Source organism: Bradyrhizobium sp., from assembly GCF_052389815.1.
GTDB lineage: Bacteria > Pseudomonadota > Alphaproteobacteria > Rhizobiales > Xanthobacteraceae > Bradyrhizobium.
Window position 1 is genome coordinate 1 of the sequence record NZ_JBQTHN010000160.1, and the last position, 21,137, is coordinate 21,137.

Genomic DNA, 21,137 nt, shown 5'->3' on the forward strand with positions numbered 1-21,137 from the left:
TGGATTGCTCACATGGGGGAGGTTTGTGTCAAGGACGAGGGGCCACCTTTTAGTTCGACTGCAGCCACCTCTTCGTCCCGACCGCGGATTGTGCAGGATGGCGCGCGCAGATCAAGTCAAGGCCGGCCCTTTAGGGCCGCCGCAAAGCGGCTTGGCCTTGAGTTGAGCGAGCACGCCATCATGCTTGATGGGTCGGGTACGACAGGCGTTCCTCGTGTTGGCGGTTCGGTCAGGGCATCTGTCGTCCTCGCATTTGCGATCCAGGGTTCGAGCCGGTTGTGCGATCTGGGTTGCATGCCAGATCAAACTCACATTCGGTCGTCGCGCGAGGCGACTGCACCAATATTCCGCTTGCGGCGGGCAGGCTCGAGAGGACGAGGCCATTCTTCGTTGCGGCGTTTGAAGCCATGCAATCCATCGGTTCGTCCACCCGGATCTTCCAAGGCTGATCGGGCCTTGGCAGATGGGTTATGGTTCTTACGTTGTGCGCGGGCGGTGCTTGCTGCGGAGTCCGGTCCCGGATCAGGCGACCGGCTTCATCACGGCCCCCTCGATGACGACGCCCTGGGTGACATACTTCCACAAGGCCACGAGAAGCTTGCGCGCCAGTGCCACGATCGCGCGCTTGCGGCCTTGCGGACTTTGCTCCTTGAACCAGCGCGTCAGGATCGATTGCGGCTGATGACGTATCCACAGCCAGGCGATCTGGATCATGGTGGTCCGCAGCCTGGGATTGCCGGCCTTCGACACCCCTTGCTCGTGCCGAATGCCCCCGCTTTGCCAGGGCGTTGCCGCAAGGCCCGCATAGGCGGCGACCTGGCGGCGGTTGGCGAAGCTCCGGTAGAACGCCTCCGACCAGAGCACGGCCGCGAAGTTGGCGCCCATTCCCTTCAAGGCCAGCAGCAGCGTTACCGGGTCCGGCGCGGCCTCTTCGCTTGCAGGCTTTCTCGCCGCAGCCAACAGAGCATCCTGCTCGGCTTCCACAGCCTTGATCTGGACCAGAAGCAATTCGATCCGGTCGAGTTCGCGGCCGATCTGCGCCTTCAAATGTGGCGGCAGCGCCCGCCCGTCTCCCGTGCACAATGCCTCGAGCCGCGCCCGCCGGTCGCGCCGCAATGGCCTGTAATCGGATATGCCTTGCGCGAACAAAAGGCCCTTGATCCGGTTCACATGCTCGACCCGCTCGGCAATCAGCGTCCGCCGCTCGCGGCAAAGCCTCCGGCGATCTTCCTCCTCGGGCGAGGGCGCAACCACCATCGCGCAGACCCGCGGCTCACCGCGCTTGTAGGCCAGAAGTGCCCGCAGCAGCGTCTCGCCGTCGAGCCGGTCCGTCTTGGCCCGACGGTGCCGCCGCGACGTCGCGATCGAAGCGGGATCAACCACATGGCTCTCAATGCTTTCCCGTTGCAGAACACGATGCAGCCAGAACCCGTCAAGCCCCGCCTCCTGGATCGTGATGATCGGATAGCGTTGGCCGGTCCTGGCCTCCGCCTTGCGCACGAGCTCCGCAAACAACGCCAAAAGTCCGGCCACATCGCCGGCCGCGACGCTGTGCCTGGACATCTTCTCGCCCTTACCGGGCGACAACGACGTCACCAGCCAACTCGAACGGCTCAGTTCCAGCGAAACAAAAATTGCGGCAATATGCGTGCGGATAGCGGTCGGTCCGTCGGAAGGATGATCGAGCAACATCGTTGTCTCCAGGTTGAGTGGTTTCAGCAACCTCAGTCTGGCTTCAGACTCGGTCGCTATCCACTCCCCCATGGAATCTTCGTCGCTGGCGCTCCTCGCAATGACAGATAGTCCGTTTCCTGCGCACACCAGCAGACCGCCGCTCAATGCAGCCGGCGTAGCGTGGCCGACGGCGGCTCGCCGAACTTGGCGCGATAGGCGCCGGACATCCGGCCGAGATGGGTGAAGCCGAGATCGAAGGCGATCTCGATGATGCGGGCATCCGGCGGCGCCGACCGCAGGCGCGCGTTGAGGTGAGCGAGCCTCATATCCAGCAGCATCTGCGAAATCGTCACGCCGAAATGGCGCTGGAAGCCGAGTTGCAGCGCGCGCACGCCGATGCCGGCGGCTTCCGCGAGTTGCACGAGGTCGAGCGGCTCGGTGGCGCTGGCGTGCAGGCAATCCCGCGCCCGGCGGAGCGCACGCGGCAACGTCTCGATTTGGCCGGAGAAGGTCGCGATGGCCGCGGAGAGGCTGTGGCGTTGCCCGGCAAGCAGTGCATCGAGCAGCGCTTCGCGGTGATCGGCTGCCGCCACGGCAGACAACCGGCGATCCGGTCCGTTGCGCTCGGCCAGATCGACCAGCGTCGCGATCTGCTCCTGCAACGCGCGCGCCGCTGTCGTGGCGAGATCGACGGCGGGCTCGAACTCGACGGCCTGCACGGCGCGGCCCGCGAGCGCCGCCGCGCGCTGCTCGACGAGCTTCCGCTCGACCAGCAGGATGAGCTGGGCACAGCCGTCCTGCCACGTCATCTGCGTCGGGATCGTCGGCGACAAAAGCGAGGCGGCCACGCCGGGCGCGCTTTCGATGTCGCGCGAGGCGGTCCTGATCCTCGCCGCACCGGCGAGCGGAATCTGCAGCAGAAAGAAGCGTTCGAGGCAACCGGGATCGATCGACACCGACCCGCCATAGGAGACGTAATTCACGGAGAAGCCGTCGAAATCGGCGCAGTTGTGCAGGGCGTGAAAGTCCGGCGCGGAAGCCGTCACCGGCGCCAGGCGGTGCGGGCAGAAGATGCGCCCGACCTGCTCGGCCGCCTCCTCGATGTCGCAGGTGGCGACGCGGCGGAACGCCGCCAGCCGTACGGCTTGCGGAATGGCCTGCCCTGGAGCTGTTCGGGGAATGACGGCGTTCGCCATCTCGAGCCTCCGAAATTGTTTTAAGCTTACAATAATTTCGGGAGTTGAAAAGCCCCAAGGCGGCCCGAAGTTTGGGCAGCCGTGCTGCCGCAGCGCAGCGGCCGCATCGGACGGATTCGTTTAGCGGATAGACAACCTTTTCCGCCGGGCGGATGCTCGCGGCCGCTCAACGGGAGGACAAGACATGGCGGCACTCGAAAAAGGCATCACGGCCAACGGCACCGGCTATCGCGGCAAGACCTGGAACATCCTCGGCCAAGTCTACTTCCCGAAGGCCGTGACCGATTCCACCTTCGCCTTCGAGACCAACAGCGATCCCGGCCAGTTCGTGCCGGTGCACGTTCATCCGACCCAGGACGAATTCATCCTGGTGCAGGAAGGCGTGCTCGACCTCAAGCTCGACGGCGTCTGGGTGCAGGCCAAGGCCGGCGATCTCGTGCGCATGCCGCGCGGCATCCCGCACGGCTACTTCAACAAGTCCGACAAGCCGGCCCGCGCGCTGTTCTGGGTCTCGCCGATGCAGAAGCTGGAGGCGTTGTTCGACAAGCTGCACAACCTCACCGATCCCGCCGAGGTCGTGCGCATCTCGGCCCAGCACGAGGTGGATTTTCTGCCGCCCGAGGCGAACGACTAGGACTCCACTGCCGCGTTTTTGACGACGACCCGCCGCCAAAGGCGGCGGGCGAAGGATATCGGCTGTCCTCAATCAGGAGCTTTGCAATGGTCAGACAGAAGCAGGTATGCGTGATCGGCGCCGGCGTGTCCGGCCTTGCCGCGGCAAAGGCGTTTGCCGAGCGCGGCCACAACGTGGCGATCGTCGAGAAGAGCGCCGATCTCGGCGGCGTCTGGGAGCCGGCGCGCTCCTATCCGCAGGTGCAGACGCAGAGCCCGAAGGATCTCTACCGCTACACCGACAAGGCGATGCCCGATTCCTATCCGGAATGGCCGAAGGGCCCGCAGGTCCACGCCTACCTCGCCGACTACGCGCGCGGCCACGGGTTCGACCGCATGATGCGGTTCAACACGTCGGTCGCCTCGATGGACCGCCGGGCCGACGGCAAGCCGGGCTGGACGCTCGAGTTGAAGACATCAGACGGAACCAGCCGCGAGGATTTCGATTTCGTCGCCATCTGCACCGGGCAGTTCAACGAGCCGCAGACGCTGAGCCTGCCGGGCGAGACCGAATTCAAGGCAAGAGGCGGCCGCATCCTGCACTCCTCCGCCTACAACGACGCTTCGATCGCCAAGGGCCGCAAGGTGGTGGTGCTCGGCGGCTCGAAGTCCGCCACCGACATCGCGGTCAATGCCGTCGAGTCCGGCGCCAGCGAAGTGACCATCGTCTACCGCGAGCCGGTATGGCGCATTCCCTACTTCATCGGCGGCCTCGTCAATTTCAAGCGAATCCTCTACATCCGCGCGCAGGAGAGTATGTTCCCCGGCTGGGGCATCGGCCCGCTCTCGCGCCTCGCGCACGCCGTCGCGAGGCCCATGGTGTGGGCAAACTGGCGCGGACTGGAGAGCCTGTTGAAGGCGCAGCTCAAGCTCGCCAAGTGCGACATGGTGCCGAAGGAGCGGATCGAGGACGGCGTCAACTGCTCGGTGCCGATCGCCACTCCCAATTTCTACCCGATGGTGGCGGACGGCCGCATCAAGGCCATCCGCGGCACCTTCGACCGCTGCGAAGGCCACACGATCGTCATGAGCAACGGCGCACGCGTGAATGCCGACGTCGCCGTGCTCGCCATCGGCTACAAGCTCGGGGTGCCGTTCCTGCCGGAAAAATATCGCGCCAGGCTGGTCGACCCGGACGGGCAGTATCGCCTCTATCGCCTGATCGCCAGCCCCGACCTGCCCGAGCTCGGCTTCGTCGGCTTCAACTCCAGCTTCTGCACCGTGCTGTGCGCCGACATGGCCGCGCACTGGCTGGTGCGCTATGCCGACGGAAAGCTCGAACGCCAGCCGACCGAGCAACAGATGCGCGACAACATCGAGACGATGCTGCATTTCAGGCGCGTCGAGCGGCCCGCAGCCGGGGTCTATGGCGGGCTGTGCGTCGCACCCTATCACTTCAGGCACTTCGACGAGCTGCTGGCGGATATCGGCGCCAGGCAGCGCCGCCGCAATCCGCTGGCGGAAACCTTCCAGCCGCCGAATGCCGATGCCTACGCGGGTTACCTCGCATCGGCGCCGCGGTACATGGCAGTCCCGGATTCTGCATCGAGGATGGCGACGCAACCGGTTAAGATCGCCGCGACGAACTAGAACGCACGCGCTTCGGTTCACCTCTCCCCGCCCTTTCGCGGGGAGAGGTGAACTTCCTAACGGTGCACCCCGTGCAGCAGCGCCAGCAGTACGATGACCGCAATCGCCAGCACGATTGTCGTGCTCTTCCAGAACAACAGCGGGTTGCGCTCGATCAGCGGCGATGATGCCGTCTTGATATAATTGGCATTGGGCGTGCGCAGGTCGAACAGGAATTCCGACAGGCTGTTATAGCGCTTGGCCGGATTGGGATGCACGGCGCGTTCCAGCGTGCCGTCGACCCAGACCGGGATCTCGCGGGCGCCATGCGCCGCGGGACGGTAGCGCAGCTTGCCGAACTGCGCGCGGGTGCGCGCCTGGGCCGCCTGCGCGCCGTAGGGCAGCTTTCCCGTCAGCATCTGGTAGGTGATGACGCCGAGCGAGAACAGGTCGGAGCGCGTGGTGGCGCCCTCCCCCAGGAAATATTCCGGCGCGGTGTATTGCAGCGTGCCGAGGATGTCGTCGTTGAGTCCGGACGGCTCGGCCTCCGCCACGCCATTGATCCGGGTCGATCCGAAATCGATGATCTTCACCGTGCCGGTCTTGTCGACCATGATGTTGTCGGGGCGCAGGTCCTGATGCAGCATCTCCTTGCGGTGGAAGGCGAGCAGACCCTTGGCGATCTGCTCGACGATGTCGCGCACGGTCTCGAGGCCGGGCGCGGGGTTGTCGATCATCCACTGCGTCAGCGTCTGGCCGTCGATATATTCGGTCACGAGGTAGAGGAAGTTGCGCCGCCGCGACGGGGCCGAGGGTTTCAGAACGTGCGGGCTGTCGATGCGCCGCGCCACCCATTCCTCCATCAGGAAGCGCTTCAGGTAGACGGGGTCGTCGCGCAGATCGATGGAGGGGATTTTCAGCGTTACCACGGCGTCGGTCTCGATATCGACGGCGAGATAGATGTGGCTGCGGCTGGAGCCGTGCAGCTCGCGAACGATGCGGTAGCCGTCGAACACCATGCGCGCTTCCAGCAGCGGCGGCAGCGGCAATTCGCTTGGTTGCCCGAAAACTTCGCTCGCCGAACTTTCCGGCAGGGCGTCGACACGGACGATCTGGACGGTGAGATTGTCGTCGCTGCCGGCCTCGAAGGCTTCGTCGACGATCGCTTTGGCGGCCGCGTCGAGGTCGCCGGCGCCTTCGTTCACCGCTTTGGCGATGCGGCGGGCGCTGAGATGCTCGTAGATGCCGTCGGTCGAGAGCACGAAGACGTCGCCCTCCTCGAGCCGGACCATCTGGTAATCGATCTCGACTTGCGCATTTACCCCGAGCGCGCGGCCGAGATAGCTCTGCTGCGAGTTGAGGACGATGCGATGGTCGTTGGTGAGCTGCTCCAGCGTGCTGCCGGACAGGCGATAGATGCGGGAATCGCCGACGTGGAAGAGATGGGCGGTGGTCGACTTGATGACCATGGCGCTGAGCGTGCAGACGTAGCCGCGGTCCTTGTCGTAGGCATACTGGCTGCGGGTCTGCGAATGCAGCCAGGAATTGGTCGCCTCCAGCACGCGCTGCGCCGAGGTGCGCACCGACCAGGATTCCGAGGTGCAGTAATAGTCGGTCAGAAACCCCTTCACCGCGGATTCCGCGGCGACGCGGGAAACCTTGCTCGTGCTGATGCCGTCAGCCAGCACGATGGAAATGCCCTTGAGGCTGAGCAGCGGTTCGTCCGGGATCAGGACGCCGTGGAAATCCTGGTTGGTTTCCTTGGCTCCCTTGTCGGAAAATTGCCCGACCGATATTTTCAGCGCGCGCGGCATTCTACCTTTCGCGGCAACGGGCCTCTCCCCTTGCGAAGAGAGACCCGTTCGCATCGCAAGATCAAGCGGCAATGCGCGAGGACCGCGGAGACGACGTCGCGGCCGAGGCTTTGCGCGACGGGCCGGTCTTGACGTGGGTGGCGTACAGCGTCAGGCCGGTGAAGGCCAGACCGCCGACGAGGTTACCGATCACGGTCGGGATCTCGTTCCAGAAGATGTAGTCCCACCAGGTGAACTTGCCGCCGAGCAGCAGGCCGGACGGGAACAGGAACATGTTCACGATGGAGTGCTCGAAGGTCATGAAGAAGAACAGCATGATAGGCATCCACATCGCGATCACCTTGCCGCTAACCTGGGTGGAGATCATCGCGCCGACCACGCCGGCCGAGACCATCCAGTTGCACAGCATGCCGCGGACGAACAGCGTCAGCATGCCTGCGGCGCCGTGGTTGGCATAGCCGACGGTGCGGCTTTCGCCGATGGTGCCGATCACCTGGCCGACCTTGTCCGGCGGCGAGGAGAAGCCGAAGGTGAAGACGATCGCCATCATCACCGCCACCGTGAAGGCGCCGGCGAAATTGCCGACGAAGACGAGGCCCCAGTTGCGCAGCACGCCGCCGAGCGTCACACCCGGCCGCTTGTCGATCAGCGCCAGCGGGCACAGCACGAAGACGCCGGTGAGCAGGTCGAAGCCGAACAGGTAAAGGATGCAGAAGCCGACCGGGAAGAACGAGGCACCGACGATCGGCATGCCGGTCTGCACGTTGATGGTTACCGCCATCGCGGCTGCGAGCGCGAGGATCGCTCCTGCCATGTAGGCGCGGATGACCGTATCGCGCGTCGACATGAAGATCTTGGATTCTCCGGCGTCGACCATCTTGGTCACGAATTCCGAGGGCGCGAGATAGGCCATTCCAGTTCCCCTTTTGAGAGACAGCATTGAAGCGCGCCGGATGCTGCGCAGCCGTGCACCGATGTTTTGAAAAATCTTGCCGTCCTCGCGCGACGAACGCGGGTCACGCCCGATCAGGGACAGGGATGCGCGAGCAAATGCGGGATTAAGTCCAGATGACTGCTCGAAGCGCCTCACGCGAGGCTGCTTGATCCCTGCGCCATGGCCAACTCTGGCCCGGGCAACCCGAAAAGGACGGCAGTCGTCATTGACTGAGAGCAATCCAAGCAATCGATGTGCCAAGCCCGCGCCGCGAAAATCCACCATTATTCCCGTGGCTTAGATATCCGGCCGTTAAACAACGGGAGTTTGTGCGGTGCCCTGAATTTGTGCAGTTGCACAGATGCCGCGCAGGGTAGGTGGCGCGCTCTTTCTTCCCGAACTTGCAACGACGACCGTTGCCCCTTCAACACGGACGGGCAAATCAGTTCTGTTGCCGGAATCGCGTCGAGCCAGGAGCGAGCAACGAATTTGGAACGCAATACTGCGGCCTCACATCCCGCCATCGACGGTGAAGATGCTGCTACGCGGGCAGCGCAGGCCTTCGGGCGCCCTGACGAACCTTGCGCTCTTCTGATCGATCTTCCAGGCGGACAGCACCGGCAACATGTCGCCGCCAGACGCGCCATCCAGCACGCCGATGAAGACATCGGGCAGATCGCGGCCGCCTGCCCGGCAGGTGCCGGAGAAAGCGGGCGACTGCCTGGAATGTGCAGGAAACGCGATCACATCGCGGACGATGTCCTTGCGATCCAGCAGCAGGACGAACTCCGCCCCGCAGATGAGGTAGTTGATGGACGAAAGGGAAGCGGAAATTTCATCCGCGCCGAGATGCTTCAGGCCCAAGGCGCGATATTTCGCCTCGATCTTGACGACCTTGTCGGTGGACGAACGCTGCCCGACCATCGCCTTCGGAATGTCGGAGCCACATTTCACGTTCCTGAATTCGTCCGCGACCGCGGCCGGTCCGCACGCGAACCAGACCGCCGCCGGCAGCCACGCCATCGTCTTCATGTCGCTCCCGCCTGCCTCACACAGCCGGCTTTGGCGCCATCTCCCGCGGCAGGATGATGGCCGCCGCGATCACGAACAGGCAAAGTCCGGCAAAGGCCTGCAGCATAGTGACGAAGCCGCCGCGTTCATAGAGCCACGCGACGAGGCCGACGGAGGCGCCGGCCGCCGTGAAGCCGACGAAATAGCGCACGGCGTAGGCGCGCGAGCGCCATTCTTCCGGCGTGTACTTGCCGACGAGGGCGTCGTTTACCGTCACCTGGCCGAAGGCGCCCATGATGATGCCGATGGTGGCAACGATCAGCGGCAGGTTCGAAAGCGTCGCGGCGAGGTACATCAATGGTGCCAGCAGGAACGACAGCGGCAGCATCACGGTCTTCAGCGAATGCTTATCGAGCAGCTTGCCGACGGTGTATTGCGTCATCGCGCCGAACACGTAGACGCCGGCCGCGATCACGCCCAGCAGCGCCGGGCTTTTGGTCAGACCGGCGAGCCGTTCGGCGAACAGCTTCGGCAGCGCCACGGTGACCGCATTGAAGGTGGTGGAGATCGCGACCACCACGATCATGAGCGCCAGGATCAAGCGCCAGACGTCCGCCTTGGCGATGCGGGCCTGGGCCGCCGCCTGCCTGGTGCCCTTTCGGTCCTCATGCACCACCATCGACGCGAAGGCGATGCCGATCAGTACGGTGACCGCGCCAGGAATGAAGAAGGCGTAGCGCCAGCCGAGATATTGACCGATCACGCCGGTGACCAGCGCCGAGGACGCGACGCCGAGATTGCCCCACACGCCGTTGATGCCCATCTCGCGGCCGAGCTTGTCGGCATAGGACACGATCATCGCGGTGCCGACGGGATGATAGATCGAGGCGAAGATGCCGATCGCGAGCAGCGCCGCACCGAGTTGCAGCGGCGTTTGCACCAGGCCCACCGAGATCATCGACAGCCCGATGCCGACGAAGAAGATCACCATCATGTGGCGCCTCGACCAGCGGTCGCCGAGCCAGCCCGTGAGCAGCGAGCCCGCACCGAACGCCACGAAGCCCGGCGTCGCATAGGGCAAGAGCTCCGAATAGGCCATGCCGAGCGCCGGCCCCATGATGATCACGGCGGCGGCGAAGATCAGCATCGCGTAGTGGTCGATGAAATGGGCGGCGTTGACGAAGTTGATGACCCGGCTCGGACTGTTCATTTACGATTCCTGGAGGATTCCCGGGCGATTCCTGCATTCCCGGAAAATAGGTTATATGTTCTTGCGCTGACGGGATGCGGCCAATGAATATCTTGGAAAAGCCAATCGCTGCCATCGAGGGTATCCATCGCACCACCGGCGACGGGGTGCACATGGTGGCGCGCCACGCGGCCAAGGGCACCCGTCTCGCCCCGCACATGCACCGCGAATCGCAGCTGGTCTATGCCGCGACCGGCACCATGCAGGTGACGACCCCCAAGGGCCGCTGGCTGGTGCCGCCGGACCGCGCGGTCTGGGTCCCTGCCCGGCTCGGCCACGCCATCGACGTGCTCGCGGATATCGAAATGCGCACGCTGTATTTCGATCTCGCCTGGCTCAAGCGCGAAGGCCACGGCAGGAAGCTCGCGAGCGAATTCGTCGTGCGCGTATCGCCGCTGCTGCACCAGACCATCCTGGCGCTGTTCGACGACCGCAACGAGCCTGCGCGCACCGCGCTGCTGGTTCGCCTGGCGATGCTGGAGCTGGAGCGCGCCGAGGACTCCGCGACCTTCATCCCCGTGCCGCAGGAGCCGCGCTGCCGCCGCGCCGCCGACATCGTGCTCGGCGATCCCACCGCCGACCACGAAATCGAGACCCTGGCGCGCGCGGTCGGCACCTCGGCGCGGACGCTGTCGCGGCTGTTTGCCGCGGAGACGCAGCTTTCCTTCAAGAGCTGGTGCCAGCGTGCCCGGATTGCGGCGGCGATCCAGCGGATGTCGGTCGACGCCAGCCTGTCGGTGAAGCAGCTTGCCTCCGATCTCGGCTATGCCAGCGTGCCGGCGTTCTCCCATGCCTTCCGGCAGGTCACCGGCAAGACGCCGACGGAGTTTGCCGGCAAGGAGTAGAAATGAACTCGTCAGGCGCGGGCTTGCCGCCTTCGCTAAAGCTACTGCGGCCGAGCGCGCTCGTGGCCCGGCGAAGCCTCGGCGGAGACGGGACCCGCGCATCCATCGCTCTTCAAGAAAGCATCCTTGGCGAAAGGAGATGGATGGCCGGGTCTAGCCAGGTCTAGCCCGACCATGACAAGCAAGTCATACCTTCGCGGGGCATGACATATTTCCGTACCGGGAATACGCTTGATTCCGGTCTGTACCGTCCTAAATCCTTAACTACGATTCGGCATCGCTGGGGGCCCATGGCCAACGCCTTCTTCTCCGATCTTCTCTCCACGATTTCCGAGCGCAGCCGCACGCTGCTGCGGCGGGGCGAGCCGGCGGACGGCAAGCATGATGCCTCCGATCTGCTGAAGCTCTGCGAGGCGCTGCTGTCGGGCCGAGGCGAGGCGTCGGGCACCGCCATGGCCCGCGAGGTGCTGAACGGCTATCACGACCTCGACGCCAATGGCCGGCTCGCCTTCTTTCAGGAGCTGTCGCGCCATTTCGGTCCGGACCATGAACGGCTGAAGCAGGCCATCGAATCCTGGCGCGATGAGCCGTCGGACGCGGACGCCAGCGATCTGCATTTCGCATCCGAGCCGCGGCGGCAGGAATTGTTTCGCCGTCTCAACCGCGCGCCGGGCGGCACCGGCGAGCTGGTGCAGATGCGCGCCGACCTGCTCGACCTCATCAAAGGCCGCGGTGAGCTCGGCGCACTCGACCGCGACGTCGTGCATCTGCTCTCTTCATGGTTCAACAGGGGATTTCTCGTGCTGCGCAGGATTGACTGGGGAACGCCAGCGAACATTCTGGAACAGATCATCCGCTACGAGGCGGTGCACGAGATCCGCGACTGGAACGACCTGCGCCGTCGCATCGATCCAGCCGACCGCCGCTGCTACGCCTTCTTCCACCCGGCGATGCCGGATGCGCCGCTGATCTTCGTCGAGGTGGCGCTGACCGAAACGACCCCGGGCGCGATCGCGCCCCTGCTGGCCGAGGAGCGCCAGCCGGTCGCGATCGCGCGTGCCCGCACCGCGGTGTTCTACTCGATCTCCAACACCCAGCGCGGCCTTGGCGGCATTTCCTTCGGCAGCTTCCTGATCAAGCAGGTGGTGGAGGAGCTGCAGCGCGAGCTGCCCAAGCTCGACACCTTCGTGACGCTGTCGCCGGTGCCGGGCTTCATGCAATGGGTGAACGAGGGCATGGACGTTCCGCTTTCCGATGACGAGCGCAAGCTTCTGGAAAATCTCGACAAGCCGGACTGGTTCGAGAATGCCGAGCTGACCGCGCAGCTCCGCGCCGTGCTGGAGCCGCTCGCCGCGCACTATTTCCTCAAAGCCCGCACGCCAAAGGGCCGGCTGATCGATTCCGTCGCCCGCTTCCACCTCGGCAACGGCGCGCGGCTGGAGCGCATCAACTGGCTCGGCGACCTCTCAGCGAAAGGGATGCGCGAATCCGCCGGCGTCATGGTCAACTATCTCTACCGCCTCGACGACATCGAGAAGAACCACGAGGCCTATGCGAATCAGGGCGAGGTGATCGCATCGAGCGCGGTGAAGAAGCTGCTCAAGGGCGAGCGGCGGTTGCTGGACATGAGGTTGTCGTAACTAACTACCACCACCGTCATTGCGAGCGAAGCGAAGCAATCCATCTGTCCGCTTGCCGCGCCATGGATTGCTTCGTCGCTTTGCTCCTCGCAATGACGGGATAGGCCGTCATTCCGCCAGCGCCTTCATCTCCTTGTAGAGATCGCTCTTCCCCTCAAACCCGATGCCTGGCAAATCAGGCATGACGATGTGTCCGCTCTCGACCCGAACGCCGTCGGGGAAACCGCCATACGGCTGGAACAGATCCGGATAGCTTTCATTACCGCCCAGCCCCAGCCCCGCCGCGATGTTCAGCGACATCTGGTGCCCGCCATGCGGAATGCAGCGGCCCGGCGACCAGCCGTGGGTGTGCAGCACCGCCAGCGTGCGCTGGTATTCGCAAAGCCCGTAGGACAGCGCGCAGTCGAATTGCAGCCAGTCGCGGTCCGGTCGCATGCCGCTATAGCGGATCAGGTTCTGCGCATCCTGATGGCTGAACAGATTTTCCCCGGTCGCCATCGGCGCGGGATAGAACTCGGCGAGCGCCGCCTGCAGCGCATAGTCGAGCGGATCGCCGGCCTCCTCGTACCAGAACAGTGGATAGTCCCGCAGCATCCTGGCGTAGGCGATCGCAGTCTCCAGATCGAAGCGGCCGTTGGCGTCGACCGCGAGCTGCGCGTCATTGCCGATCTCCTTTAACACCGCCTCGATGCGCTCGCGGTCCTCGGCGATCGGCGCGCCGCCGATCTTCATCTTCACGACGTTGTAGCCGCGGTCGAGATAGCCGCGCATCTCGCCGCGCAGCATCGAAAGATCCTTGCCGGGATAGTAGTAGCCGCCGGCCGCATAGACGAAGACGCGCGGGTTGGCCGTACGCCCGTGGCGTTGGGCCAACAGGCGGAACAGCGGCTTGCCCGCGACCTTCGCCACCGCATCCCACACGGCCATATCGATGGTGCCGACCGCGACCGAGCGCTCGCCGTGCCCGCCCGGCTTCTCGTTCGCCATCATCGCGGACCACACCTTGTCCGGATCGAGATTGTCACCGGAGGCATCCAGCAGCGATTTCGAGTCGGCCTCGAGCAGCCGCGGCGCGAAGCGCTCGCGGATCAGCCCACCCTGCCCATAGCGTCCGTTGGAATTGAAGCCGTAGCCGACCACGCGCCTGCCGTCGCGCATGGCGTCGGTGACGACGGCGACGAGGCTCGTCGTCATCTTCGTGAAGTCGATATAGGCGTTGCGGATCGGGGAGGAGATCGGCTTGGTGATCTCGCGGACATCGGTGATGCGGACCATGGCTTACGCCTTGTCGCGGAAGTACGGCTCGACCGGTCCGTGCACCTTGATGGTCAGCGGATTGCCGTGGCGGTCTTTGGCGTTGCCGGCCGTGACCCGCACCCAGCCCTCGCTGACGCAATACTCCTCGACATTGGTCTTCTCGACGCCCTTGAAGCGGATGCCGACCTCGCGCGACAGCACCTCCGCATTGTAATAGGGACTGCGCGGATCGACCGAGAGGCGGTCGGGCAGCTGGTCGTTTTCTGGCTTTTCGTTCTCACTCACAATAATGCCTCTATCTCTTTCGTCAGGTTTTCCGGCCGCACCGTCGGCGCGTACCGCCCCACCACCTTGCCCGCGCGGTCGACCAGGAACTTGGTGAAGTTCCATTTGATCGAGGAGCCGAGCAGGCCCGATTTCTCCCGCTTCAGATACTCGTACAACGGATGCGCATGGCTGCCGTTGACGTCGATCTTGGCGAACATCGGAAAGGTGACGGCATACTTGCCCTTGCAGAATTCATCAATCTGTCCGGCGTCGCCGGGTTCCTGCCCGCCGAACTGGTTGCAGGGAAAGCCCAGCACTGCAAGGCCGCGCGGCGACAGCCTTTGATGCAGCTCCTGCAATCCCTTGTATTGCGGCGTGAACCCGCAGGCGCTCGCCGTGTTGACGATCAACAGCACCTGCCCCTCGAACCGCCGCAAGGGCACGGGCTCGCCTGCGAGCGAAACGGCGGTGAAATCGTAGATCGCGGACATCGCGTAGCGTCAGTTCGCCGGGTCGACCGGCGAAGCCGGCACGCCGCCGGCCTCGATCGCTTCGCCCGCGGCAAAACAGAGATCCTCGCGGTAGCGTCCGGATACGACCTGCACGCCGACCGGCACGCGGCCGACCAGCCCGGTGGTCACGGTCAAGCCCGGCAGGCCCATGAAGGGAATCGCGATCTGCGGCAGTTGCGCCTTCCACACCCGCGCAAAGGATGCGCCGTCCTTGCGGTCGAGATGATCGGGGAACGGCAGTTCGCCGGACACCGGCATCACCACCACCGTATATTTCTCGAGGAACAGCAGCCATTCGCGCGCCAGCGTCGCGCGCCGGACCAGCGCCTTGGAGAATGCCGCCGCATCGAACGGAAACACCTTCGCCTTGTTGCCGCGCAGGCACGCGAGCGCGCCGGGATCGCCCTCGCGTTCGGCCGCGGCCAGCTGCGCCTCATAGTTGTCGCCGAGCCAGAGCTTGGTCTGCCAGTCAGCGGCCTCGCGCAGCGGCGGGATCGTAGTCAGCTCCTCGACCGTCCAGCCGGCGCGCGCCAGCCGCTTGCCGGCATCGGCAACCGCAGCCTTCACTTCCGGCACGGCGTCGAGCCCGTCGGGATCGAGGCAAATTGCGGCGCGCTTTTCCCGCCTCACGCCTTCCAGCGGCGCCGGCACCCACCAGGGATCGCGGGGGTCGAAGCCCGACATCGCGGCGAGCGAGATTCTGAGATCGGCGATGGTGCGTGCCAGCGGACCGGAGACCGCGCTGATCTGCGCTGCGATGGTGCGTTCCGGCAGCGCGGCGTTGAACGCGGCGATGCGCCCCACCGTCGGCCGCAGGCCGTGCACGCCATTGGCGTAGGCGGGATAGCGGATGGAACCTGCGATATCGGTGCCGTGCGCGATATGGCCGATGCCGGCCGCCACCGCCGAGCCTGCGCCGCCGGACGAGCCGCCCGGGGTGATGCCGGGATCGCGCGGATTTTTGGTGTCGCCATGCACGAGGTTGGTGGTGAACCAGCGATAGGAGAAGGCCGGGCAATTGGTGCGGCCGAGGATGACGGCGCCCGCCTTGCGAAGGTTGTCGATGACGGGGCTATTATCCTTCGCGATCGCATCCTTCTGGATCTTGAGCCCATTGGTGGTGGCAAAGCCTGCCTGATCGATATTGACCTTCACCGTCACAGGCACGCCGGCCAGCACGCCGGGATCTGCGCCCTGCGCGATCCCAGCATCGACGGCCGCCGCTTCCGCCAGCACTTCGGCCGGCCTGTGGTCGATCACCGCATTGAGCTTCGGGTTGACCGCGTCGAGCCGCGCCAATGCGGCCGTCGCCGCTTCCTTGGCCGACACCTTCTTCGACTTGATCAGGGCAGCCAAATCCGTGGCCGACAGACGCCAGAGGTCCTGCATTACCAGCTCCGTTTGTTTTGGAACTTGTACAGCCGGATCAATGGCAAGGCCAGCCGGCCCAAACGGCGCCGGCAACAGGGCAGCAGCCGGTGGGAAGGCTCGCTTCTAGTGCTTTGTCGCGCTGGCAGCGCCGCCGTCGAGCAGCGCCTCCGCAAAGGGAAATTCCAGCACGATCTCGCCGTCGTCGTCGGTCACCTCGACGGTGGCGTTCAGCAGGCGCTCGTCGGCGCCCTCGCTGCGCAACAGTTCGAGGATCATGGCGCGCGCCATCTCCCAGGCGCGATCGGGGTTGCGCAGCTCTTCACCTTCGGGGTCGGCGATCAGCTCGTCGCCGATCCGGGTGTGGAAGTAATATCGGGGCATGAACTGAAGCAGGACCTTCGGCTGGATGACGTGCGCGGCGGGCGCGGATTCACGGGTTGTGCAAACGGACGGGTTGTGCGAACGGAAGGTGGGCACCACCCCACCTACGCTCTCTCCGACTTCACCATTCTTTCTCCTTCCGGCAACCGCGAAAGACTTGAACTCACGCCATTTTGAGCCCGAAGACGCGCAGTTTGCCCACAAATCCTTTCGCGCCGCAACACGAATGCCGCCACGGTCCATGTCACAAAGATTCCGCTGGCGAAGTTTCGTTTCCGCGATAGTTTATCGGTCAGGGCGCACGTCGTCCGGTTCAACAAGGAGAGCCTAATGGCCTGGAAAGCACCCAAGATCGTCGAAGTGCCGGTCGGCATGGAAATCAACATGTATGCGTGCGCCGCCCGCAAGTAAGCGGAAGCGCTTCCCTCACGTTTTGACGCAGGTGGATCTCCGGGCATGACGCGTTCCCGAGTGCGGGGGCGGCTCAGGCCGGGTGTCCACCTCGAAACGTTTTTGCGCCGAGTTCGTTGATAGCGCCGAGTTCGAGCCAGGAGACGGATCATGCTTCGCATCGTCGTCCTGGGCGCGGCCGCGGGCGGCGGCGTTCCGCAGTGGAATTGCGGATGCCCGGTTTGCGTGAAGGCGAGAAGCGAACGGCCCGAACTCACAAGCACGCAAGCCTCGATCGCATTCAGCCGCGACGGCGCGCACTGGTACCTCGTCAACGCATCTCCCGATTTGCGCCAGCAAATGATTGCGACACCGCAACTTCATCCTACCAAGGGACTGTTGCGCCATAGCCCGATTGCCGGCGTGATCCTCACCAACAGCGAGGTCGATGCGGTTGCAGGGCTACTGTCGATGCGCGAGGGCTCGCCGTTTTCAATCTATGCCCACAGCCGCGTGCTGGCGATCCTGAAGGACAACAGCATCTTCAACGTGCTGGGAGAAAAGACCGTGGCGCGCCAGCCGATCGAGGTGAATCAGCCGTTCGAGCCGGCCCTACCCGGCGGCGGGCCCTCCGGCATCGAAGTGCTGCCGTTCGAGGTTCCCGGCAAGGGCGCATGGTACCTTGAGGGCAAGGCGCATCCTGCGGGCATCGACGGCGTCGGTGACACGCTCGGGCTTCGCATTGCGGACAAGGCAACGGGGCAATACTTCTACTTCCTCGCCGCCTGTGCCCATGTGACCGACGAGTTGAAGGCCCGTATCAAGGGCGCCCCGCTGGTCTTCTTCGACGGCACGGTGTGGCGCGACGACGAGATGATCGCGGCCGGGCTCGGTCACAAGACAGGCCAATCGATGGGACATATTTCGATGTCGGGCGATCATGGCGCGATCGAGAGCTTTGCCGCTCTGGACATTGCGCGGAAGGTGTTCTTGCATATCAACAACTCCAACCCGGCGTGGCTGAAGGGTTCCGACGAGCGCAAGGCGCTCGAGCGCGCCGGCTGGCAGATTCCCACCGACGGAACGGAGATCACGCTGTGAACGTGGTGCCAACCAGTGGAATGACGGCGCTTTCGATCGGCAAGGGCATCCAGCTCAATTCTGCCGAGGATCTGGAGGCGACGCTGCGCCAGATCGGCGCCACGCGCTATCACAGCCTGCACCCGTTCCACCGGCTGCTGCACGGTGGCAAGCTCACCAAGGGCCAGGTGCAGGCCTGGGCGCTGAACCGCTACTATTACCAGAGCACGATCCCGATCAAGGATGCGGTGGTGATCTCGCGCTTCCGCGACCGCGCCATCCGGCTGGAATGGCGCCATCGCATCGAGGATCACGACGGCGCGGTCGACAGCGAGGGTGGTATCGAGCGCTGGCTGAAGCTGACCGAAGGCCTTGGCCTGGACACGGCATACGTGGAATCGACCGAGGGCATCCTGCCGGCGACGCGTTTTGCGGTGGAGGCCTACGTGCATTTCTGCCGCGAGCGGACGCCGCTGGAAGCGATCGCCTCCTCGCTGACGGAGCTGTTCGCACCGAGCATCCATGAGGAACGCATCGCCGGGATGCTGCAGCACTACGATTTCGTCAATCCCGACACCATGAGCTATTTCAAGCGGCGGCTGACCCAGGCGCCACGCGATGCCAATTTCGCCCTCGACTACGTCAGGAAGAACGCCAAATCGCCGGCCGAACGCGAGGCCGTATGCAATGCGCTGATCTTCAAGACCAACGTGCTGTGGGTGCAGCTCGACGCGCTCTATCACGCCTATGTCGATGGCCACGTTCCACCGGGCGCGTTCGTGCCGAAAGGCTAGATCGATGGCGAGCCGCAACATCAGCGTCAGCGAAGCCAGCCGTCCGGTGCTGCCGCGCCACGCCAGGCTGAAGTTCGACGAGACGCGGAAAGTGTGGGTGATCCTCGCACCCGAGCGCGTGCTGGCGCCGGACGAGACCGCGGTCGAGGTATTGCAGCTCTGCGACGGCAAACGCAGCATCGGCGACCTGGTCGACCTGCTCGTCGCCAAATATGCCGCACCGCGCGAGGCGATCTCGGCAGACGTTATCGCCATGCTGCAGGACCTTGCCGACAAGGGATTTTTGACCGAAGCCCGCGAGAAGACGCCATGACCACGGCGACGACCGACATCAGGGCGACAGGCGCCGACGGGTTGGCGGCGCTGGAGGCGCGCGGTTCCGTGGCGGAAACCTTCGGCATTCCGCTCGCGGTGCTTGCCGAGCTGACGCATCGCTGCCCGTTGCAGTGTCCCTATTGCTCCAACCCGGTCGAACTTGATCGCGCCGGCAGCGAGCTTTCGACCGAGGAATGGAAGAAGGTTCTTTCGGAACTCGCCGATATCGGCGTGCTGCAGATCCATTTTTCGGGCGGCGAGCCGACCGCGCGGAAGGATCTGGTTGAGCTGGTACAGCATGCGACCGACGTCGGGCTCTACACCAATCTCATCACGTCAGCGGTGTTGTTGACGAAGGAAAAGCTCGCCGCGCTCGCCGATGCCGGGCTCTGCCACGTGCAGATCAGTTTTCAGGGCAATGAGCCTGTCATCGCCGACCGTGTCGCCGGCTTGAAGCATTCGCACGAGAAGAAGATCGAGGCCGCGAAGTGGACGCGTCAGCTCGACCTGCCGCTGACGGTGAACGCCGTCATGCACCGGCAAAACCTGCACCAGCTCGCCGACGTCATCCAGATGGCGGTCGATCTCGACGCCGACCGGCTGGAAGTCGCCAATGTGCAGTATTACGGCTGGGCGCTGAAGAACCGCGCCGCGCTGATGCCGACGCTGGCGCAGATCGAGGAGACCAGCCGCATGGTCGAGGAGGCGCAGGTTCGTCTCAAGGGCGTGCTGACCATCGACTATGTCGTGCCCGACTACTACGCGCTGCGGCCGAAGAAGTGCATGGGCGGCTGGGGCCGTCAGTTCTTCAACATCTCGCCGGCCGGAAAAGTCCTGCCCTGCCATGCCGCCGAGAGCATCACCGGCCTCGAATTCGAGTCGGTACGGTCAAATCATTCGATCGCCTGGATCTGGCAGAACTCCGAGGCCTTCAATCGCTATCGCGGCACGGGGTGGATGCCGGAGCCCTGCAAGAGCTGCGAGTTCCGCGAGGTCGATTTCGGCGGCTGCCGCTGCCAGGCCTTTGCGCTGACGGGCAATGCCGGCAACACCGATCCGGCCTGCTCGTTCTCGCCGCTGCACGAAAAGATCTTCCATCAGGCCGAGCTTGACGCGGCTTCCGGCCAGCACCTGTTCCTCTATCGCAATTTCGCCGGCGGCACGCCCGAGACGGAAGGCGGCCATGGCGCCTGACGTCGACGCCAGACGATCGCGCAGCGATCCCTTTGCGCCGCTGACCTCCGAACATCTTGCCGTTGGCGACGGCCACGAGGTCTATGTCGAGAGTGCCGGCCGCATCGGCGGGATTCCCGCGGCCTATCTGCATGGCGGACCCGGCAGCGGCTGCCAGCCGGATCATCGCCGCCTGTTCGATCCCGAGCGCTTCCACGCGGTGCTGTTCGACCAGCGCGGCGCCGGCCGCAGCCGGCCCAGGGGCGAGCGCGAGCACAACACGCTGGCGCATCTGATCGCGGACATCGAAACGATCCGCAAGAAGTTCGCTTTCGAGCGCTGGCTGGTGGTCGGCGGCTCCTGGGGCGCGACGCTGGCGCTGGCCTATGCACAGGCCCATCCCGATCGCGTCAGCGGCATCGTGCTGCGCGCGACGTTTCTCGGCACGGTCGCAGAAATCGAAGATGGATTCTTGAGCTCGCTGCCGCGACTCTATCCCGGCCTCTCCGAGGATTTTCTGGGCCTGCTGACGCCGGAAGAGCGCGCGCAGCCGATCCAATCCTATTTCCGCCGCATCCTCGATGCCGATCCCGCCGTCCACGCGCCCGCCGCGCGCGCCTGGGGTGAAACCGAGCGCATCCTTTCGGAACTGACGCCAGGCCGCACGCGGCTTGATCCGGGATCGCTGCAATCGTCACGCTCGCTCCCCGCAACGCCTTTCATGGAGGCGCATTACTTCTCCAACAACTCCTTCATGAAGCCTAACCAGTTGATGGCGGAAGCCGCAAGGCTCGCGGGCATTCCCGGCATCATCGTGCAGGGCCGCTACGATCATCTGTGCCCGCCCAGCATCTCGCATGCGCTTGCGGCGGCATGGCGCGACGCCGAGATTCGCGTCGTCGAAGGCGCCGGGCATTCGCTCTACGATCCCGGCGTTCGGAACGCGGTGATGCGGGCGATTGCGGATATGGCGTCCAGGATCAAATAGCAGGA

21 protein-coding genes are annotated in these 21,137 nt (G+C 64.6%); 10 read left to right on the forward strand and 11 right to left on the reverse strand.

Annotation, left to right across the window (positions count from 1 at the left end; genetic code table 11):
• Positions 1-522: 522 nt before the first annotated feature.
• Together ACT4OC_RS24480 and ACT4OC_RS24485 are read right to left on the reverse strand one after the other, a co-directional pair.
• Positions 523-1,692 carry an IS110 family transposase gene (locus ACT4OC_RS24480; protein WP_444841620.1) on the reverse strand — a complete coding sequence of 390 codons (1,170 nt, stop codon included), beginning with the start codon at positions 1,690-1,692 and terminating at the stop codon, positions 523-525.
• 143 nt (positions 1,693-1,835) lie between these two features.
• The gene (locus ACT4OC_RS24485) at positions 1,836-2,870 is read right to left on the reverse strand and encodes an AraC family transcriptional regulator (RefSeq protein ID WP_444841621.1); all 1,035 of its coding nucleotides are present in this window, start codon (positions 2,868-2,870) and stop codon (positions 1,836-1,838) included.
• Between the two features lie 184 nt (positions 2,871-3,054).
• Here ACT4OC_RS24485 and ACT4OC_RS24490 point away from each other — a divergent pair, with 184 nt between their 5' ends.
• Together ACT4OC_RS24490 and ACT4OC_RS24495 are read left to right on the forward strand one after the other, a co-directional pair.
• Positions 3,055-3,504: a cupin domain-containing protein gene (locus ACT4OC_RS24490; RefSeq protein ID WP_444841622.1), complete on the forward strand. Its 450-nt coding sequence runs from the start codon at positions 3,055-3,057 to the stop codon at positions 3,502-3,504.
• An 86-nt stretch (positions 3,505-3,590) separates the two neighbouring features.
• On the forward strand, positions 3,591-5,132 hold the full coding sequence (locus ACT4OC_RS24495) for a flavin-containing monooxygenase (RefSeq protein ID WP_444841623.1): 1,542 nt from the start codon (positions 3,591-3,593) through the stop codon (positions 5,130-5,132).
• A 56-nt stretch (positions 5,133-5,188) separates the two neighbouring features.
• Here the strand turns inward: ACT4OC_RS24495 and ACT4OC_RS24500 are convergent, their stop codons facing one another.
• From ACT4OC_RS24500 to ACT4OC_RS24515, 4 genes are all read right to left on the reverse strand, one after another.
• Positions 5,189-6,925 (reverse strand): protein kinase domain-containing protein, encoded by a 1,737-nt coding sequence (locus ACT4OC_RS24500; RefSeq protein ID WP_444841624.1) that lies wholly within the window; start codon positions 6,923-6,925, stop codon positions 5,189-5,191.
• 61 nt (positions 6,926-6,986) lie between these two features.
• Positions 6,987-7,838 carry a formate/nitrite transporter family protein gene (locus tag ACT4OC_RS24505; RefSeq protein WP_444841625.1) on the reverse strand — a complete coding sequence of 284 codons (852 nt, stop codon included), beginning with the start codon at positions 7,836-7,838 and terminating at the stop codon, positions 6,987-6,989.
• A 531-nt stretch (positions 7,839-8,369) separates the two neighbouring features.
• Positions 8,370-8,891 (reverse strand): hypothetical protein, encoded by a 522-nt coding sequence (locus ACT4OC_RS24510; protein ID WP_444841626.1) that lies wholly within the window; start codon positions 8,889-8,891, stop codon positions 8,370-8,372.
• 16 nt (positions 8,892-8,907) lie between these two features.
• Positions 8,908-10,080: an MFS transporter gene (locus tag ACT4OC_RS24515; protein WP_444841627.1), complete on the reverse strand. Its 1,173-nt coding sequence runs from the start codon at positions 10,078-10,080 to the stop codon at positions 8,908-8,910.
• 83 nt (positions 10,081-10,163) lie between these two features.
• Here ACT4OC_RS24515 and ACT4OC_RS24520 point away from each other — a divergent pair, with 83 nt between their 5' ends.
• A complete protein-coding gene (locus ACT4OC_RS24520; RefSeq protein WP_444841628.1) occupies positions 10,164-10,964 on the forward strand; it encodes an AraC family transcriptional regulator in 801 nt (266 codons plus the stop codon).
• A gap of 290 nt (positions 10,965-11,254) precedes the next feature.
• On the forward strand, positions 11,255-12,604 hold the full coding sequence (locus tag ACT4OC_RS24525) for a malonyl-CoA decarboxylase (RefSeq protein WP_444841629.1): 1,350 nt from the start codon (positions 11,255-11,257) through the stop codon (positions 12,602-12,604).
• Between the two features lie 108 nt (positions 12,605-12,712).
• Here the strand turns inward: ACT4OC_RS24525 and ACT4OC_RS24530 are convergent, their stop codons facing one another.
• The 5 genes from ACT4OC_RS24530 to ACT4OC_RS24550 form a co-directional block, all read right to left on the reverse strand.
• Complete coding sequence (locus tag ACT4OC_RS24530; RefSeq protein ID WP_444841630.1) at positions 12,713-13,879, reverse strand: mandelate racemase/muconate lactonizing enzyme family protein; 1,167 nt, start codon at positions 13,877-13,879, stop codon at positions 12,713-12,715.
• 3 nt (positions 13,880-13,882) lie between these two features.
• Positions 13,883-14,146: a DUF3297 family protein gene (locus tag ACT4OC_RS24535; protein ID WP_444841631.1), complete on the reverse strand. Its 264-nt coding sequence runs from the start codon at positions 14,144-14,146 to the stop codon at positions 13,883-13,885.
• A complete protein-coding gene (locus tag ACT4OC_RS24540) occupies positions 14,143-14,619 on the reverse strand; it encodes a glutathione peroxidase (protein ID WP_444841632.1) in 477 nt (158 codons plus the stop codon). The genes ACT4OC_RS24535 and ACT4OC_RS24540 overlap by 4 nt, the downstream gene beginning before the upstream one ends.
• A gap of 9 nt (positions 14,620-14,628) precedes the next feature.
• Positions 14,629-16,029 carry an amidase family protein gene (locus ACT4OC_RS24545; protein WP_444841633.1) on the reverse strand — a complete coding sequence of 467 codons (1,401 nt, stop codon included), beginning with the start codon at positions 16,027-16,029 and terminating at the stop codon, positions 14,629-14,631.
• A 105-nt stretch (positions 16,030-16,134) separates the two neighbouring features.
• Positions 16,135-16,392 carry a DUF6894 family protein gene (locus ACT4OC_RS24550; protein WP_444841656.1) on the reverse strand — a complete coding sequence of 86 codons (258 nt, stop codon included), beginning with the start codon at positions 16,390-16,392 and terminating at the stop codon, positions 16,135-16,137.
• A gap of 330 nt (positions 16,393-16,722) precedes the next feature.
• On the opposite strand from ACT4OC_RS24550, the gene pqqA reads away from it, so the two are divergent.
• The 6 genes from pqqA to pip all read left to right on the forward strand — a co-directional run bounded on the left by pqqA (position 16,723) and on the right by pip (position 21,132).
• Positions 16,723-16,803 (forward strand): pyrroloquinoline quinone precursor peptide PqqA, encoded by an 81-nt coding sequence (gene pqqA, locus ACT4OC_RS24555; RefSeq protein WP_012029362.1) that lies wholly within the window; start codon positions 16,723-16,725, stop codon positions 16,801-16,803.
• A 150-nt stretch (positions 16,804-16,953) separates the two neighbouring features.
• Entirely contained in the window at positions 16,954-17,883 is a 930-nt protein-coding gene (gene pqqB / locus ACT4OC_RS24560) for a pyrroloquinoline quinone biosynthesis protein PqqB (RefSeq protein ID WP_444841634.1), read from the forward strand.
• Between the two features lie 20 nt (positions 17,884-17,903).
• Positions 17,904-18,656, forward strand: a complete 753-nt coding sequence (gene pqqC, locus ACT4OC_RS24565; protein WP_444841657.1) for a pyrroloquinoline-quinone synthase PqqC — start codon at positions 17,904-17,906, stop codon at positions 18,654-18,656.
• Between the two features lie 4 nt (positions 18,657-18,660).
• Positions 18,661-18,969 carry a pyrroloquinoline quinone biosynthesis peptide chaperone PqqD gene (gene pqqD, locus ACT4OC_RS24570; RefSeq protein ID WP_444841635.1) on the forward strand — a complete coding sequence of 103 codons (309 nt, stop codon included), beginning with the start codon at positions 18,661-18,663 and terminating at the stop codon, positions 18,967-18,969.
• Positions 18,966-20,165, forward strand: a complete 1,200-nt coding sequence (pqqE, locus tag ACT4OC_RS24575) for a pyrroloquinoline quinone biosynthesis protein PqqE (protein WP_444841636.1) — start codon at positions 18,966-18,968, stop codon at positions 20,163-20,165. The genes pqqD and pqqE overlap by 4 nt, the downstream gene beginning before the upstream one ends.
• Positions 20,155-21,132 (forward strand): prolyl aminopeptidase, encoded by a 978-nt coding sequence (gene pip, locus ACT4OC_RS24580; protein ID WP_444841637.1) that lies wholly within the window; start codon positions 20,155-20,157, stop codon positions 21,130-21,132. The genes pqqE and pip overlap by 11 nt, the downstream gene beginning before the upstream one ends.
• The last annotated feature ends 5 nt before the right edge of the window (positions 21,133-21,137 follow it).

Bases quoted from the DNA above. Each gene is read 5' to 3' on its own strand.
- ACT4OC_RS24480 (WP_444841620.1), bottom strand. From the start codon at position 1,692: ATGTTGCTCGATCATCCTTCCGACGGACCGACCGCTATCCGCACGCAT.
- ACT4OC_RS24485 (WP_444841621.1), bottom strand. From the start codon at position 2,870: ATGGCGAACGCCGTCATTCCCCGAACAGCTCCAGGGCAGGCCATTCCG.
- ACT4OC_RS24490 (WP_444841622.1), top strand. From the start codon at position 3,055: ATGGCGGCACTCGAAAAAGGCATCACGGCCAACGGCACCGGCTATCGC.
- ACT4OC_RS24495 (WP_444841623.1), top strand. From the start codon at position 3,591: ATGGTCAGACAGAAGCAGGTATGCGTGATCGGCGCCGGCGTGTCCGGC.
- ACT4OC_RS24500 (WP_444841624.1), bottom strand. From the start codon at position 6,925: ATGCCGCGCGCGCTGAAAATATCGGTCGGGCAATTTTCCGACAAGGGA.
- ACT4OC_RS24505 (WP_444841625.1), bottom strand. From the start codon at position 7,838: ATGGCCTATCTCGCGCCCTCGGAATTCGTGACCAAGATGGTCGACGCC.
- ACT4OC_RS24510 (WP_444841626.1), bottom strand. From the start codon at position 8,891: ATGAAGACGATGGCGTGGCTGCCGGCGGCGGTCTGGTTCGCGTGCGGA.
- ACT4OC_RS24515 (WP_444841627.1), bottom strand. From the start codon at position 10,080: ATGAACAGTCCGAGCCGGGTCATCAACTTCGTCAACGCCGCCCATTTC.
- ACT4OC_RS24520 (WP_444841628.1), top strand. From the start codon at position 10,164: ATGAATATCTTGGAAAAGCCAATCGCTGCCATCGAGGGTATCCATCGC.
- ACT4OC_RS24525 (WP_444841629.1), top strand. From the start codon at position 11,255: ATGGCCAACGCCTTCTTCTCCGATCTTCTCTCCACGATTTCCGAGCGC.
- ACT4OC_RS24530 (WP_444841630.1), bottom strand. From the start codon at position 13,879: ATGGTCCGCATCACCGATGTCCGCGAGATCACCAAGCCGATCTCCTCC.
- ACT4OC_RS24540 (WP_444841632.1), bottom strand. From the start codon at position 14,619: ATGTCCGCGATCTACGATTTCACCGCCGTTTCGCTCGCAGGCGAGCCC.
- ACT4OC_RS24545 (WP_444841633.1), bottom strand. From the start codon at position 16,029: ATGCAGGACCTCTGGCGTCTGTCGGCCACGGATTTGGCTGCCCTGATC.
- ACT4OC_RS24550 (WP_444841656.1), bottom strand. From the start codon at position 16,392: ATGCCCCGATATTACTTCCACACCCGGATCGGCGACGAGCTGATCGCC.
- pqqA (WP_012029362.1), top strand. From the start codon at position 16,723: ATGGCCTGGAAAGCACCCAAGATCGTCGAAGTGCCGGTCGGCATGGAA.
- pqqB (WP_444841634.1), top strand. From the start codon at position 16,954: ATGCTTCGCATCGTCGTCCTGGGCGCGGCCGCGGGCGGCGGCGTTCCG.
- pqqC (WP_444841657.1), top strand. From the start codon at position 17,904: ATGACGGCGCTTTCGATCGGCAAGGGCATCCAGCTCAATTCTGCCGAG.
- pqqD (WP_444841635.1), top strand. From the start codon at position 18,661: ATGGCGAGCCGCAACATCAGCGTCAGCGAAGCCAGCCGTCCGGTGCTG.
- pqqE (WP_444841636.1), top strand. From the start codon at position 18,966: ATGACCACGGCGACGACCGACATCAGGGCGACAGGCGCCGACGGGTTG.
- pip (WP_444841637.1), top strand. From the start codon at position 20,155: ATGGCGCCTGACGTCGACGCCAGACGATCGCGCAGCGATCCCTTTGCG.